Genomic DNA, 13,709 nt, shown 5'->3' on the forward strand with positions numbered 1-13,709 from the left:
AGCCACACTTGTTAAGTGTGGCTTTCGTCTTTATCAGCTTAATCAAAAAATCATCTTATTTGATTGTTGTGCCTACATATTCCTTGTTGTCAAGAATTGCACGGATATTTTCGATGTTCTTTCCGCCTGCACAGATAACCTTCAAGCCCATTTCCTGAGCCTTTTTGCTTGCAATCGGGTCGAATGGGCAGTTTTTGCCTGGAACCCATTCATCACCAACCATTTTGCGGAAATCTGCCCAGCTGATTTCGTCGAGCGGTTTTGCGTCCGGATTTTTGCGAGGGTCATCAGTGTAGACTTTTTCGATGTTTGAAAGGTTTACAACTGTGTCTGCGTTGAATTTTTCTGCCAGAAGAACGGCATCGTTATCTGTAGAGAAGCCTGGCTTCCATCCTGCGGCAAGCAGAATCTTTCCTGTGAAGTCTTTTGCAACTGTCGGATCTGTTACGACAGCTTCCTTACACAAATCGCCGAAACTTGCCTTTACGAACTGTGCGTTCAAGCGTGTAGCCATAATTCCAATCCAGTCTGCTGCGTCTGTTCCCGCATTTTCGCCTGTGCCGGTAACTTCCCGGAATGCCTTCTGATAAATGCGTGCAGGGCCGCCGCCACCAACAACCAGAATGAGTCTGTCTTCTGGATTCTTGCTCAAAAAGTCTTTGACCATTGCGACAAATTTTGAGACAAATTCCGTGTCAGGATACTCTGGAGCTACGATAGAGCCACCAACAGATAAAACCTTTGTGTTCATAAAACCTCCTGATTAATATAAACCAAGTACAATCGGGTCGTTCCAGAGGGAACTGTAGTTTACGTTACCCTCGCTTGATTCTTCCCAGATTGACTGTAATGCGTATGTTTTTGGACGGTAGACAATCTTGCTGTTTTGAGAAATTGTCTGCTTGATTTCCTTCCAGCCTTTTGAGAAGGCGATATGCTGGCCGTCCAGATTGCCGAAGTAAAATTCTGCATCGTTTTCAACCGGCCTGAATGATTTGTAGGGGAGTCCCATTCCCAGTGAAATGTCCACCGGAAGCCAGCCGAAGCCCTCGATGTAAAACTCAGTCCACCAGTGGGCTCGGGTTTTCATCTCTGAATCTACAAGAATACCAGCGATTGGCAGGCTTGGAATTTCAAGGGAGCGGAGAAGGCTGGTATAGAAAATAGCCATATCGTAGGCGTCTCCGCTTTTTGACTTCAAAAGATCCAAAGGTGAGGCATCGCTTTTCCTCAGTTCATCCCGGACTTTATAGTTTTGAATCATATAGTCATAGACAAGTCTGGCCATTGTGTAGGGATTTTTTTCAACCTTGCCGTTGACCGTGATGATTTCTTTTGCAAGGGCTTTTATCTCTTCCTTGCCGCTCTGAATCAAGGAATCCGGATTTACGGCGTTCTTAAACAAAATACGGGCTTTTGCCTCTTGAGAATAAGGCTTGACTGCCTTTTCATTGATTTTTGTCTGTATTGCATAAGTTGAGACGACAAAATTATGGCTGAAGCGGATCTTCTCGCTTTTTGAAGTGGCCTTTTTCAGCCAGATCTGATGAATTACCGTGTTTTTATATTCAGAAATAACCGGCTCCGGCTGGCATTCCGTGAGCTCTACCATCGGCTGCCATGAGCTTGCGACCGGTCGCGGAATTCTTAGGGTGATGTTGGTGCCGTTTTTAGTGTCGATTGAGTCAATGTCGGAATTCAGCTGCAGAATGTAAGTCTTTCGCGAAAGATATGATTTTTCGCCTGCTGCAAGCTTGATTTCTTCCTGAACCAGATTGCTCTTGCCCTTTTCCGTCTGGACATAAAGGCTGCCTGTTGCCGCTCCGTCCGGAATCCTTACGCGGATTTCTGAGTCGCTCCAATATTCGTAGTCGTAATCAGATTCGCTGGCTGCGATTGTGCTGAAATCAAAATCAGCCGCAAGTTCGCCCTGACCGCTTCCCAGAGATGATTCTTCGGCATTTGCCGCAAAAACGACTTTGCTTTCACCCCGGGCCGTTCCGAAATCTGAGCCCCTGATTGTAAGAAGGGTGCCGTAGCTTCCAGACGGCGGAGTGACTTCCGTGATGACCGGCTGCAGGGTTTTGATGTTTTTGGGGACGGCTACAGGAATTTCTGCCTCATTTGCAAAAAATCCTGGTTTTGACTTGCCTGCCTTTGTTACGACGACTACAAGACCGTCCTGAACATTGCCCGGAATAGTCAGCTTGATTAAATTTTCTGCCCAGGTAAGATAGCCAGAGGCTGTGACCCTGTTTCCGCCGATTTCAACATAGTTTGTGCCCCGGATTGCCCCGAAGTTTGACCCTCGGATTACCATTGTATCGCCGGCCTGACCGACGACCGGATTCAATGACGCGATTACCGGTATTTTCTTTGATTTAACGGTTGCCACTGAAATTGCAGACAGTACGGCTACAATGACAAAAAGATAAGAAAGCACCCTGAAAAAAGAGTACTTTCGGAAGAGAAGTGAAAAAATATTTTTAATGTTATTCTTGTTCTTGTTCGTTTCCTTGCTCATTTGGAAGATCCATCATCTCCATATTATTACCGATTTCTTGAAAATTTGGAACAGAAATCGTGATGGAAGATGATGAAAAATCCGGAACGAAAGGAGCTATTGCCGTGAGCCTTTCGCGGAAACGGTGTCCGATTGAAGAATTGCTGCCGTTTGAGGCAAGGTTTGTCGCATAGATTGTCTTCTGCTCGACCGGTAAAGCTTCCGTGCTTTCTGCTTCTGGAGATTCTGCCTTTGCGATTGCAGAAGACTCTTGGGAAGCCACCTTTGAAGATGCCGGATTTTCTGTAGCCCGAGGCTTTTTGCTTTCGGATTTGACCGCCAGAACTTTTGGCAAATCTTCTTTATTTATGTTGCCGTCGATTACGACATCTTTTTTGGCAATTGGTTCAATGTCCTTGCCTTTAATGATTGAAATCGCCGCAACAGCCGTTTCCTTGGCCTTGCTGAGCGAATTATAGTGAAGCGGAATGAAGACGACTGCGAATACAGCCGCCGCGGCCGCAAATGAAGATGCGTATTTGATGAATGGAGATACGAAGGATTTTGGCGGCTCTGCAAATTCAACGTTCTTTGCGTAGCGCATTTTTGTTTGCAGGCGGGCAAAACTTTCTTCGATAAACTGGTCTGAGACTGTCTTTTCGCTTGAATCTTCCTGCAAAAGCGAGTGTATTTTCTGCATTTTTTCAAGCCGGGATTTTTCGCCCGAATCTGCCTGAACAATGCTTTCGTACTGAGAAATGAAACTCTCTGGCATTTCGCCGTCGATGTACACGGAATGTAAATCTTTTTCAAGAGATGTAGACATCATCAGCCTCCAATATCTTTTCAAGCTGCTCTCGCGCACGGAACATGCGGATTTTGACATTGCCTTCGGTAATGCCCAGCACCTTGCCGATTTCTTTGTAGTTGAGGTCTCCGTATTCGCGCAAAATCAGGACTTCGCGCAAACTTTTCGGGAGTTTGTTGAGGGCTTCGAGGGCGATTCGCTTTGCATCTTCCTTGAGCAGATTTGTGTCCGCGCTTTCGGAAGACTTTTTGCTTTCGTAGAGGACTTTGTGATAAGCCTTTGCCTCACGGGTCTTGCGCTTTGCATAATTGAGGCTTGCGTTTTTGACTACGCGGATAAGCCAGAATTTTGCATCGTCAAGGCTTGGAAAGACCATTTTCTTTTCGCTAGCCTTGATGTAAGAGTCGTGAACCAGGTCTTCAGCAGCCTCTTCGTCATTTACAACTCGCCACGCCACCTTGTATAGCAGGGGGAATGTTTCCTTGTAAATAGCCCTGAAGTCAGACGGATTGTCAGCCGCATATGTTTTATGAATCTGTAAATCCGTCATTTTCCCTTCCTCGTCTTATTAACAATGATGTCTGAAATTAGTTACAAAAAAATTAGTTTCTTTTCCAGGTCGGGCCCTGTGGAGTGTCGATGATTGTGATTCCACGGGCAGCCAGGTCATTTCGGATCTGGTCGGCTTTTGCGAAGTCCTTTGCCTTTTTGGCTGCTGTTCGCTCTGCTACCAGTGCCGTGATTTCCTCTGCTTCAGGATCTCCTGCGTGGTCATCAGTGCCAGCCTTTGCTTCCTCGGCCTGTTTCTGGGCAAGTTTGATTGCGTTTTCAATGACTGAAAGCGAAATTACCTTGTCCATTGTGAAGATGTCTGCCAGAGCCTCGCTTGCCTTCTGGTTTTTGCCGTTTGAAGCCTTCTGCATGGCAGAAAGAGCGACAGGAGTGGCCAGGTCGTTTTCAAGGCCTTCCTTGAATCTTTTCAGATTTTCGCTTTCTTCCATTGAAGAGGCTGTCTTGCTGAGGACTTCCTGGTAATTTTCAATCGTCAGTTTTAAGTTTTCACTTTCCTCAGCTTTTTTGACGAGCTTTGCAACCCGCTCATTCAGGGCTGCCCGGCCGTTCTTTGCAGATTCCATTCCGTCAATAGAGAATACGAGCGGTTTTCGATAGTGGCCGCCAAGCAGGAAGAAGCGGTAGTCGAGGGGCGCATAGCCCTTGCTTGTGAGGGAATAGCCTTTTTCTGCCGGCAGGTCAGTCTGCAAGGTGATGAAGTGTCCGCTTGATTTGGACATTTTTCCGCCCTCAAGAATCAAGAATTCGTTGTGGAGCCAATATTTGACCCACGGACCAGCCTTGCGCTCTTCTTCTGTAAAGCTTCCTTCGCTCTGTGCGATTTCATTTGTGTGATGAACAGGAACGTGGTCGATTCCGCCAGTGTGGATGTCGATGTGCTGTCCGAGATATTTCATGCTCATTGCCGAGCACTCGATGTGCCAGCCAGGATAGCCGCGTCCCCATGGCGAATCCCAGGTCATGGCCTGATTTTCAAATTTAGATTTTGTGAACCAAAGGACGAAGTCGCCCGGATTGCGCTTGTTTTCATCGATTACGACTTCCTTGCGCTTGCCTTTGCCTGCAACGAGTTTTTCCAGGTCAAGGTTGGCGAGCTTGCCGTAATCAGGGTAAGTTGAGATGTCGTAGTAGAGGTTTCCGCCTGCCATGTAAGTGTGGCCGTTTGCCTCAAGTTTTTTGATGAGCTCAATCATTTCGTTGATGTGCTCAGTTGCCTTACAGATTACGTCCGGGTGGCGGATGTTGAGGGCGTCAATGTCCTTCATGAAGGCATCTGTGTAGAATTTTGCGACCTCAAGAACGCTCTGGTGTCTTTCTTCGGCAGTTTTGAGCATTTTGTCGTCACCGTCATCGCCGTCGCCGGTAAGGTGGCCTACATCAGTGATGTTCATTACATGCTTGATGTCGTAGCCTAAATATTTGAGAGTTTTATCGAGGATGTCCAGAAAAACATAGGCACGGAGGTTACCGATATGAGCATAATTGTAAACCGTAGGACCGCAGCCGTAAAAACCGACATGACCAGCCTGAATAGGCTCAAATTCCTGCATCGCGCGTCCCATGGTATTGAATAATCTTAAAGACATATTTCTAAAAATCCTGTTTCCTTTTATAATAAATATAATGAATAATATAGAACAAATCGAACAATTCTTCAATGACAGCAGAAATTTTACTGGTGCTGTAAAAATAAATGAAAGCCTTGCTTCACATACGACTATGCATGTCGGCGGACCGGCTAAAATCTTTCTTGAGCCTGCTGATTCAGACAGCCTCATTTTTGCCCTGCGCTATTTTATTGAGAATGATATAAAGTTTTTTGTCCTCGGCGGCGGTTCCAATGTGATAATTAGCGATGACGGCCTTGATGCCGTGATTTCTACCCGGAAGATGAATGTAGTAAAGTCGCTCACAGATGTCAGTGCGGGCCCTGAGGGTGTTACCGGGGGAGAAAATCTTCATGATTCTAAAATCATTGAGCTTGATTCGGGTGCCTCATGGGGCAGCGTGATTTCTTTCTGTAAGAAAAATGATTTGGGCGGATTTGAATCCTTCACAGGCCTTTCCGGCACGGTTGGCGGCGCGCTTTTTATGAATGCGACCTGCTTTGGTTTGAGTGCCTGCGACAATCTGATTTCGGTGGATTACCTTGATTTGAACGACATGAAAATTCGTATATACGAAAAAGCAGCTTCTGACTGGGGCTATAAAAGATCTCCCTTTCAGCCGGGTGGGGGCGTTGCGGGGTACTCCCCGCAGAGAGGGGAGCGAACAACGGAGTGTGAGCGAGGGGGGAGACTTTCCCCCTTTATTATCCTTTCTGCAAAATTTACTGTCACCAATGGCTTTGACGCCTCGAAATCTGAAAAGTGCATGAGCGACCGCAAGGAAAAAGGCCATTTCCGCTCTCCAAGTGCTGGTTCTGCATTTAAAAACGATGCGGCCAATGGAATTATCGCTGGAAAAGTGATTGACGAGTGCGGCTTGAAGGGCTTTTCTGTGGGGGGCGCCCAGATTGCTTCCTGGCATGGAAATTTCATCATCAATCCGGAGCAGAAGGCCAGTGCCAGCGACATCAGGGAGCTTTCCGATCTGGTCAAGAAAATCGTCTTTGAAAAAAAAGGCATCCGGCTTGAAAATGAAATTTTATTTGTAGAATCCTAATTTTTTATAAAAGAATAATTTCACTTTTGACGATATAAAGATAGAGACAATTTGCAGTTTATGCATTATAATGAAGAGAAGGCGGAGTGAAAAAAAGTGCTTCAGTTATCATTTGTAAATTTTAAAAAAGATACATACGTTCTGGTCGAGGGAAAAGAAAATCCTGACCGTTTTTATATTATTCAGAGTGGTCATGTAAAGCTTACTCATCAGAACGAAGTGCCCGGCAGCCAGCCTGTTGTTCTCGGACCTGGCGATTTTGTCGGTGTCATTTCATGTATGTCCCGCCGAGCCCAGGTTGAAACCTGTTATGCAATTTCTGATGTCGTTTGTATCGCAGTTCAGCGTGAGCAATATATCGAACTGATTGAAAAAAATACTGCCGTCGCGTTGAAAATCATCCGTACTTTTGCAAACCGAATGCGTGTTGTCAATGAAACCCTCATGGAGCAGACTCAAAGCTCAACTTCGCGTGATGATTACGAGCAGCTTTACAATGTCGGTGCTTATTTTGATGCCCAGCAGCAGTTTGACATCGCTTTCTTCGCTTACTACCAGTACATCAAAATGGAAAAGAACAGCGAAAATGCCAAAAAGGCCCTCAAACGAATCGCTGTCCTCAAGCCCCGCGTAAATGCTCCTTATGTCGAGCCCAGCCAGGACTTGGTCCGAAAGTATCCGCGCGGTTCCATGGTTTTCTCAGAGGCTCAGAACGGACCGGACATGTTCATCATCAGGTCTGGTTCAATCAAAATCTCAAAAGTCGTTGACGGTACGGAAATCACTCTTGCCATGCTCAAGGCAGGCGATATGTTCGGTGAGATGGCTTTGCTGGAGCGCAAGCCGCGTTCTGCAAATGCGATTGCCACAGAAGACAGCGTAGTCATGTCAATCAACATGCAGAACTTCAATCAGATGGTAACTACTCAGGCCCAGATGGTTGACCGCCTCACTACAACACTTTCAGAGCGCCTTTGGTCTATGCAGAGGCAGCTTGTAAACACCTTGCTCCGTTCAAATCCGGTCGCTCAAATGGTGGACATGCTCGCCCTTCAGCTTGAGAAAATGCGTATCAATGTAAGCAAGGGCTCTCAGTTCATGACGAATTTCACGGCCGAGGATATTGCGACAATGTGCGGCCTTTCAAAGAATGATCAGGCCCGCTGCCTTTACAACTTTATGAATTCTCCTCTTATCCGAATCGAAAAAGGTAAGATTTTGATTCCTGATTGTCTTGAATTGCTCAAACAGGCCGAATTCTACCGCAAGCAGCTCCAGCGTCAAAATCAATAGGAAAGCTATGAAAAAGGTTTTCGCGCTATTTGCTTTTGTTTTTCTCTGCATTCCGCTTTTTTCTCTTCCAAACGGATATTCTTCCGCAAAACTGGGAATGGACATTGATTCTTTAAAGGAAGCCCTTAAAAATGATCATCAGTTTGGTTATCGCGGAGACAGGGATGTTTCCCTTTCACCTTCGGACGGCCAGTTTTTGATTGAGACTGACGGTTCCCAGTACGGATTTTCTTTTCTGGGCAGGTGCTGGTTTCAGTTTGCCAACGACAAGCTTTATATAATCACCCTCAATCTTGATAAAAGCAAGCTTGACCATTATTCAGTCTTTTCAAAGCTCTGCGAAAAATACGGCAAGCCGGACGAACTTTCCCCAAAAAAATCTGTCTGGCGTGACGGTGACGTGATTTTGTCGCTGGAAAAGCCCCTCACTCTCAAATACACTGATGCAAAGGCCTTTGACAGCAAAAAAGAGTCTTCAAACGTCGAAAAAACAAGCGCCGAAAAAGCCCGGGATGATTTTTTGGATTCCCTGTAAGGCTTGAATATCTTTAAAAGTGGAATGTCTCAAATGAAAAAATCTTTTCTTTTATTTTTAATACTTGCCCTTGCTGTATTTTCTTCTGCATGTTCATCCAAGTCAAATCTGCCTGTTAAAAAACTGACCATAACAAAATCTGACGGCCAGGAAGTCTTTGTAAAGGCGGAAGTTGCCTCAACTTTTAAGGAAAGGCAGAACGGCTTTATGTTCAGGCAGACTATCCCGGACGGAACCGGAATGCTTTTTATTTTTGAGGAAGAGCAGGTGCTTGATTTCTGGATGAAGAATACGCCTCATCCACTTTCAATTGCTTACATTGATAAGAACGGCCGCATTCGTGATATTCTGGACATGACGCCCTACAGCCTTGAAAACGTGACCAGCAGTACAAAAGTGCTTTACGCCCTCGAAGTTCCCCAGGGCTGGTACCAGAAAGTGGGAATCAAGGCGGGCGATAAGCTGAAATTAGATTTTTAGCAGAAATTAGACATCCAGCTTTGCAAGTTCCATTGCTGCGAGCTTGTCGTCAGGATCGATTTCCAAAACTGTCTGGAAGTAGCCGGCTGCCATGCCAGGATTTCCTTCCTTGAGGGCCAGATATCCCAGATTTGAAATGATTTTTGTATTCTCGCTGTCCTTGACCAGTGCCTTTTCGAGCAGTCTTTTTGCTCCCTTGAGGTCGCCTTTTTCGAGAAGACAGATTGAAAGTTCGTTGTATGTGTCGCTTGTATCTCCGCCCTCGAGGGTGAGAGCCTTTTCAAAAGCCATTTTTGCCTCATCGTAGCGGGCAAGCTTTCGTAATCCCCAGCCCAGCATGAACCATGCGTTCCAGACGTTGGGGTTCTTTTCGATGAATTTGCGGATTTCTTCGAGTCCCTTTTCTTCTTGGCCGCGGTTGATAAGGTCGTAGGCTGTCTTGAAGTGGTCGTCGTCCATGTTGCGGTTTGCGATGTTGTTCAGGATTTCCTGGGCACGGTTCTTTTTGTAGATTCCGTTTTCGCCCAAATCTTCGTCCTTTACGTCACAGGTGAGGGCAAGGTAAGTTTCGAAAACGTCCTTTGCCTCTTTGTAGCTGTGCTTTTTGAGGTAGTAGAATCCTGCGTTGAAAAAAGCGTCCGGTAAAGCCGGTTCTGCCTCAAGTGCCTCTCGGTAGTAGTTGAGAGCGTCCTCGTCGTAGGCATCGGCGTCTTCGTGCAGGCCTGAGCGGCGGTAAGAATCTGCCCGCTGGTCAAAGAAGAGGGCCATGTTGAGGATGATTGTCATGTCCTCAGGATCAAAGCCATGAAGGGCACGAAAAATTTCTTCGGCAAGCTCGTAATCCTCGTTTTTAGCCTTGAGGATTGCCGCCTCGCCAAGTTCTTTTTTGAGGTTTGGACGGGCATGCTGCAAAATTGAGCGGTAATAGAGAATGTGCTCGTTTTTTGGGTCGTAAGCCATGATTGAAAGAAGGCCTGCGAGAATCTGTTCTTCGGTAAGCTCCTTCATGTTGAAAGTGCCTGGGGCGTCCTCTGCTTTTTTTTGTACAGGAAGAGGAATTGTTGTATCGAGGTGGAAAGCCTTGTCCGAAAGAGTGAAGCCCTCTGGAATGTCGATAAAGTAAACTGAGTCTAAAGGAGAAACTGGATTCATAAAAACTCCTGGAAATTTTCTTGTGTGTAAAATTATAACGGGATATGTAAAATTTTGTCTGAAAAAAACTTAAGCACTGATTAACGCTCAAATTGATTAATCAGTGCTTTTGTTGATCTGTTAGGCCTGTGGAGCGGCGGCTGCTTCTGCACTTGCCGGAGCAGGACTTGCTGCCTGTTCACTGCTTGCCGCAGGCTGGGCCGGGGCAGCTGGCTGAGCTTGTGCAGGAGCCGCTTGTGGAGCAGACTGGGCTGCGTTTTGAGCCTGTGCCTGTGCCGGCGGAACAAGACCTGTCTGCTGGGCCAGAGCTGAAACTGCTGCCCTTGCAACGCTCTGTGCAGACGGAGCAGGCTGAGCCTGAACTGCTTGTGCCGACTGGGCTTCCTGAGCCGCCTTTTGCTGGGCAATCTGCTCTGATGCTGAAAGCTGAACTTTGCGGACTGCCGTTAAATATGTGTTGAGGTGCATTTTGAAGGACAGTGGAAGCGAGCTTTCGTCAAATTTGAGGCTGGCAATACAAATGTCCTTGCGGCCCTGGATCAAATCTGCTGCAACGATTGTGCCGCGGATTGATATGATTTCACTTGGTTCGTTGAATTCAAGGCGAAGGATTGCTTCCTTGCCTGCAAGATACTGTGAGAGGCCGATAAGAATGACCCTTGCGCCTGAGAAGGAAATGTCGCGGACCACACAATGGCGGGGAACGCTCTGAACGATTACGTTACATTCTTCTTTGGCAAGGTTGAGCTTGCGTTTGCTGTCTTCAGTGATTGGAATTCGCTCTTCGCGGCGGCGGACTGCATTTGCATTTGCCTCAAGCAGACGGCCGCAAATTTCGATTAAATCATCTGGCGGACGTGCCGCAAACTGAAGCGTTACAATTACAAGATCTTTTGAATTCATGTAAGGGCGGATTTCAGCAACTCGTGAAGAAACTAGAAATGTTATGATGCCATCGCCTTCCTGCTCGTTAAAACAAAAGCGGAGGTTGGCCGTAGGATTGTTCTTTGCTGCGAGAGCCTGGAATGCGCCACCTTTTGTGCCGACAATAATTTTTGCGTGCTGGAATGAAGTAGAGTTGATGATACAAGGCCACTGACCGCCGTTACACTTTACATAGACTTGGCGTGGGTCGAGGCCCAGTGCACGAATTATGTCCTTTGTAAATGTGATTTCGGTGTCACGGTATTGATCGTAATATTTTGTAAGCTGTTGGCTTGTCGCAATTCCCATATCCTTAATAATATCTTATAAAACCGTTATCGTCAATAAAATCATTTAAGGCCGTTTTTATCATTTATTTGAGAACCCGATGAAAACCGCATTCTTAATCCTGCTTGTGTAGGCCAGACTGTTCCGGCCGTTTATGAAGAGGCTTGTCGAATTGCCGCCGTCAAGCTGAATTGCATCGCTGGCACCGAGTTCAAGCATTATGTCGGCGCATTTCTGATAGGAAAGGCCTGTACTCTGAGTCTTTTTTTCTCCTTCTACTATAAGGAGATAGAGTGTCTTGCCGTCCTGAGAAAGCCCCAGGGCCGTGCGGGAGTCGGAGTTCTGGGCCGGGAAAGATTCTTTTTGAAAGTCTTTGAGGATTGTAAAAAAGCCCGCGAAAGCAAAGTCGTAGTCGGTAAAATTCTGGGATTCCTGCTTTTTTAATATTTCTCCGGTAAAGCCTTTTTCCGCTTTTTTGAAACAGATTGCGCTGTATTTCCTGACCGGCGGCGAGAGGATTTCTTTGTCTACGATATGAATGCCGACGATTTTCCTTGGTGAAGAGAGAAGGGATAGCCTGCTGTTTTTGAATTTTCCTGAATATGGAGAAGCGTTTATGGCTATGACTGATTTTGTCTTTTCTGAAAATTCCTGGGCCGTAAGTCCTGTGAAAAAGTCTGTTTTTTTGCCCTTTTTGTGAGTAAAGTCATTTTTTGAAGCCGGAAAAGTGAGGATTGATAAATTTTCATCCTCCAGATTGATTTTCAGGCAGTGGTAGCGGAGGGGGACTTCTTTGTTTTCATAGAAAAAATACTGGGCCCAGTCAGCATTCTGAACCTGCTGCCATTTAAATCTGGATTCGCTCTGGTTTTCTTTTTCTGGTGCAGGGGCGGCTTCCTGATAGCTTTGGGGATTTTGCGCCTGTTTGGGAAAATTTTGGTTTGTGGCGCAGGAGAAAAGTAATAATGCTGTAAAAAATAAAAAACCCTCAGTTAAGACTGAAGGTTTTCTGAACTTAGTAAGCTGAACGTGAATCATGTGATTTACGAGTCTTCTTCATCATTTTGCGCTGAAGAGTCTTGTTCTTGCGGTTCAGGATTGTAGATGGTTTTTCGTAGTACTCACGCTTTTTGTACTCGCGGATGATACCTTCTTTTTCAACCATTCTCTTGAAGCGTTTAATTGCTTTCTCAAGGTTCTCTGTATCTTCAACCAAGATTGTTGCCATGTGTGTTCACCTCCTGACCCCGGAAGAATCCGTAAGTTCCGCAAATTTATCAAAAAATACAAAAAAAATCAAGCGTTTGCTGCTGCCGATTCTGAAATTTTTTCGTGCTTGTGCAGGTCTTTTTCCTGTTTTTCGCGGTTCATGTCCATTACAAAGCTGATGAAGTAATCTTCGAGGGTTTTGTGAGGACCCGGCAGATCGAGGCGCTTTCGGGCTCGGGCATTGTCACGGCGCAGGGAATACTGCTGGAAGAAATCGCGGTAGTCCTCGCTTACGTCTGTTTTGACGTCTGTGCCCAGAAATGAAGAGACTTCGTCACGACCGATTGCGGCGATTCCACGTTCACGAAGAAGGCTTTTGAGCTTGGTAATCTGCTCGTATGAAATGCCGAAAAGAAATTCTTCCATGGCCTGATTGACGCCCTGCTCACCCAGTTTGGTTTTGATGAACTGAGACCACTGCTCGTCAAGCTGGAAGGAAATCATAATGAGCTCGCTTGTACCCATCATGGTGCCGAAAGCCGGAGCCAAGCGTGTGCGTGCCTGCCAGACTGCCTGCAAGACCGGTGAAATGTCTGAGATATTCTGGTCTGCCCGGTGTTCCCAAAGAAGGAGAAGGGCCAGGGCCAGCTGGCGGCGGGTTTCCATGGTGAGGCTTGTGTCGCGGATGAGGTTAAGGTAGACATCTTCGGCAAGAAGGAGGAACATCATGGAAATCGTTTCGTCGTGAATCTGATGAATGAATTTCTGGTCGAGGTTTGCTGAGCGGGCAATCTTTTCAATGGAAGAAAATGTGTGCAGCTTTGCAACAAGAAAGCCCTTGCCCAGAGTAGCCTTTGACGGAAGCTGAAGGGTAGTGTCGCCCTCACGATTTGAATTTACAAGAGAGTCTATCAGGGAATTTGGCGTGCGTGTGCCGCCTGTAAGGTCTGCCCTTTCCAAAAGTGAAGGAAAGTTTGCGATTGCAATTGCGAGTTTTTTAAGGTCGTCGATTCGCTTGTTCAAAGGGGCAAGCTGATTTTCATTGTCGCCCGTGAGCTTGTCGCGGAGTGTGTGAACCAGCTGTCTCTGGTGCTCTGTGAATACAACGATTCCTGTATCTATTTCTTCCTGAGGCTGTTCGCTTTGATCGAAGAATTCGCTTATGTCAACGTTAGTGAATTCCAACTTTATTTCGTCCATGATTTTACCGTAATAATCAAAATCTGAAAACTTAGCATTATTCAGACATTTTATTATAGCATACTTTTATCTAAATTCAA

At 46.2% G+C, this 13,709-nt stretch carries 14 protein-coding genes; 4 read left to right on the plus strand and 10 right to left on the minus strand.

Features of this window, described 5'->3' with window-relative positions; translation table 11 throughout:
• Positions 1 to 55 precede the first annotated feature (55 nt).
• Genes pyrH through cysS form a run of 5 tightly spaced genes read right to left on the minus strand, consistent with a single transcriptional unit; the run spans position 56 to position 5,470 of the window.
• Positions 56 to 751 carry a UMP kinase gene (pyrH, locus tag HNP76_RS07045; RefSeq protein WP_184658934.1) on the minus strand — a complete coding sequence of 232 codons (696 nt, stop codon included), beginning with the start codon at positions 749 to 751 and terminating at the stop codon, positions 56 to 58.
• A 12-nt stretch (positions 752 to 763) separates the two neighbouring features.
• Positions 764 to 2,524: an IPT/TIG domain-containing protein gene (locus tag HNP76_RS07050; protein ID WP_184658936.1), complete on the minus strand. Its 1,761-nt coding sequence runs from the start codon at positions 2,522 to 2,524 to the stop codon at positions 764 to 766.
• Positions 2,493 to 3,329: a hypothetical protein gene (locus tag HNP76_RS07055; protein ID WP_184658938.1), complete on the minus strand. Its 837-nt coding sequence runs from the start codon at positions 3,327 to 3,329 to the stop codon at positions 2,493 to 2,495. The genes HNP76_RS07050 and HNP76_RS07055 overlap by 32 nt, the downstream gene beginning before the upstream one ends.
• Positions 3,313 to 3,861, minus strand: a complete 549-nt coding sequence (locus HNP76_RS07060; RefSeq protein ID WP_184658940.1) for an RNA polymerase sigma factor — start codon at positions 3,859 to 3,861, stop codon at positions 3,313 to 3,315. The genes HNP76_RS07055 and HNP76_RS07060 overlap by 17 nt, the downstream gene beginning before the upstream one ends.
• A gap of 52 nt (positions 3,862 to 3,913) precedes the next feature.
• A complete protein-coding gene (cysS, locus tag HNP76_RS07065; RefSeq protein ID WP_184658942.1) occupies positions 3,914 to 5,470 on the minus strand; it encodes a cysteine--tRNA ligase in 1,557 nt (518 codons plus the stop codon).
• Positions 5,471 to 5,507: 37 nt separating this feature from the next.
• Here cysS and murB point away from each other — a divergent pair, with 37 nt between their 5' ends.
• The 4 genes from murB to HNP76_RS07085 all read left to right on the plus strand — a co-directional run bounded on the left by murB (position 5,508) and on the right by HNP76_RS07085 (position 8,856).
• Entirely contained in the window at positions 5,508 to 6,548 is a 1,041-nt protein-coding gene (murB, locus tag HNP76_RS07070) for a UDP-N-acetylmuramate dehydrogenase (RefSeq protein ID WP_184658944.1), read from the plus strand.
• Positions 6,549 to 6,644: 96 nt separating this feature from the next.
• Positions 6,645 to 7,841, plus strand: a complete 1,197-nt coding sequence (locus tag HNP76_RS14450) for a Crp/Fnr family transcriptional regulator (protein ID WP_184658946.1) — start codon at positions 6,645 to 6,647, stop codon at positions 7,839 to 7,841.
• Positions 7,842 to 7,848: 7 nt separating this feature from the next.
• Entirely contained in the window at positions 7,849 to 8,376 is a 528-nt protein-coding gene (locus tag HNP76_RS07080; RefSeq protein WP_184658947.1) for a hypothetical protein, read from the plus strand.
• Between the two features lie 33 nt (positions 8,377 to 8,409).
• Complete coding sequence (locus HNP76_RS07085; RefSeq protein WP_184658949.1) at positions 8,410 to 8,856, plus strand: DUF192 domain-containing protein; 447 nt, start codon at positions 8,410 to 8,412, stop codon at positions 8,854 to 8,856.
• A gap of 6 nt (positions 8,857 to 8,862) precedes the next feature.
• Here HNP76_RS07085 and HNP76_RS07090 read toward each other — a convergent pair whose 3' ends face one another.
• The 5 genes from HNP76_RS07090 to HNP76_RS07110 all read right to left on the minus strand — a co-directional run bounded on the left by HNP76_RS07090 (position 8,863) and on the right by HNP76_RS07110 (position 13,629).
• A complete protein-coding gene (locus HNP76_RS07090; RefSeq protein ID WP_184658950.1) occupies positions 8,863 to 10,008 on the minus strand; it encodes a tetratricopeptide repeat protein in 1,146 nt (381 codons plus the stop codon).
• A 120-nt stretch (positions 10,009 to 10,128) separates the two neighbouring features.
• Positions 10,129 to 11,241 (minus strand): PilZ domain-containing protein, encoded by a 1,113-nt coding sequence (locus tag HNP76_RS07095; RefSeq protein WP_184658951.1) that lies wholly within the window; start codon positions 11,239 to 11,241, stop codon positions 10,129 to 10,131.
• A gap of 60 nt (positions 11,242 to 11,301) precedes the next feature.
• On the minus strand, positions 11,302 to 12,258 hold the full coding sequence (locus HNP76_RS07100) for a phosphodiester glycosidase family protein (RefSeq protein ID WP_184658953.1): 957 nt from the start codon (positions 12,256 to 12,258) through the stop codon (positions 11,302 to 11,304).
• The gene (gene rpsU / locus HNP76_RS07105; RefSeq protein ID WP_184658955.1) at positions 12,236 to 12,448 is read right to left on the minus strand and encodes a 30S ribosomal protein S21; all 213 of its coding nucleotides are present in this window, start codon (positions 12,446 to 12,448) and stop codon (positions 12,236 to 12,238) included. Before rpsU ends, HNP76_RS07100 begins: the two co-directional genes overlap by 23 nt.
• A gap of 68 nt (positions 12,449 to 12,516) precedes the next feature.
• On the minus strand, positions 12,517 to 13,629 hold the full coding sequence (locus tag HNP76_RS07110; protein ID WP_184658957.1) for a hypothetical protein: 1,113 nt from the start codon (positions 13,627 to 13,629) through the stop codon (positions 12,517 to 12,519).
• Positions 13,630 to 13,709 lie beyond the last annotated feature (80 nt).

This window comes from Treponema ruminis (assembly GCF_014201975.1).
GTDB lineage: Bacteria > Spirochaetota > Spirochaetia > Treponematales > Treponemataceae > Treponema_D > Treponema_D ruminis.

Coding starts and splice junctions, on each gene's coding strand:
- pyrH (WP_184658934.1), bottom strand. CDS start 751: ATGAACACAAAGGTTTTATCTGTTGGTGGCTCTATCGTAGCTCCAGAG.
- HNP76_RS07050 (WP_184658936.1), bottom strand. CDS start 2,524: ATGAGCAAGGAAACGAACAAGAACAAGAATAACATTAAAAATATTTTT.
- HNP76_RS07055 (WP_184658938.1), bottom strand. CDS start 3,329: ATGTCTACATCTCTTGAAAAAGATTTACATTCCGTGTACATCGACGGC.
- HNP76_RS07060 (WP_184658940.1), bottom strand. CDS start 3,861: ATGACGGATTTACAGATTCATAAAACATATGCGGCTGACAATCCGTCT.
- cysS (WP_184658942.1), bottom strand. CDS start 5,470: ATGTCTTTAAGATTATTCAATACCATGGGACGCGCGATGCAGGAATTT.
- murB (WP_184658944.1), top strand. CDS start 5,508: ATGAATAATATAGAACAAATCGAACAATTCTTCAATGACAGCAGAAAT.
- HNP76_RS07080 (WP_184658947.1), top strand. CDS start 7,849: ATGAAAAAGGTTTTCGCGCTATTTGCTTTTGTTTTTCTCTGCATTCCG.
- HNP76_RS07085 (WP_184658949.1), top strand. CDS start 8,410: ATGAAAAAATCTTTTCTTTTATTTTTAATACTTGCCCTTGCTGTATTT.
- HNP76_RS07090 (WP_184658950.1), bottom strand. CDS start 10,008: ATGAATCCAGTTTCTCCTTTAGACTCAGTTTACTTTATCGACATTCCA.
- HNP76_RS07095 (WP_184658951.1), bottom strand. CDS start 11,241: ATGGGAATTGCGACAAGCCAACAGCTTACAAAATATTACGATCAATAC.
- HNP76_RS07100 (WP_184658953.1), bottom strand. CDS start 12,258: ATGATTCACGTTCAGCTTACTAAGTTCAGAAAACCTTCAGTCTTAACT.
- rpsU (WP_184658955.1), bottom strand. CDS start 12,448: ATGGCAACAATCTTGGTTGAAGATACAGAGAACCTTGAGAAAGCAATT.
- HNP76_RS07110 (WP_184658957.1), bottom strand. CDS start 13,629: ATGGACGAAATAAAGTTGGAATTCACTAACGTTGACATAAGCGAATTC.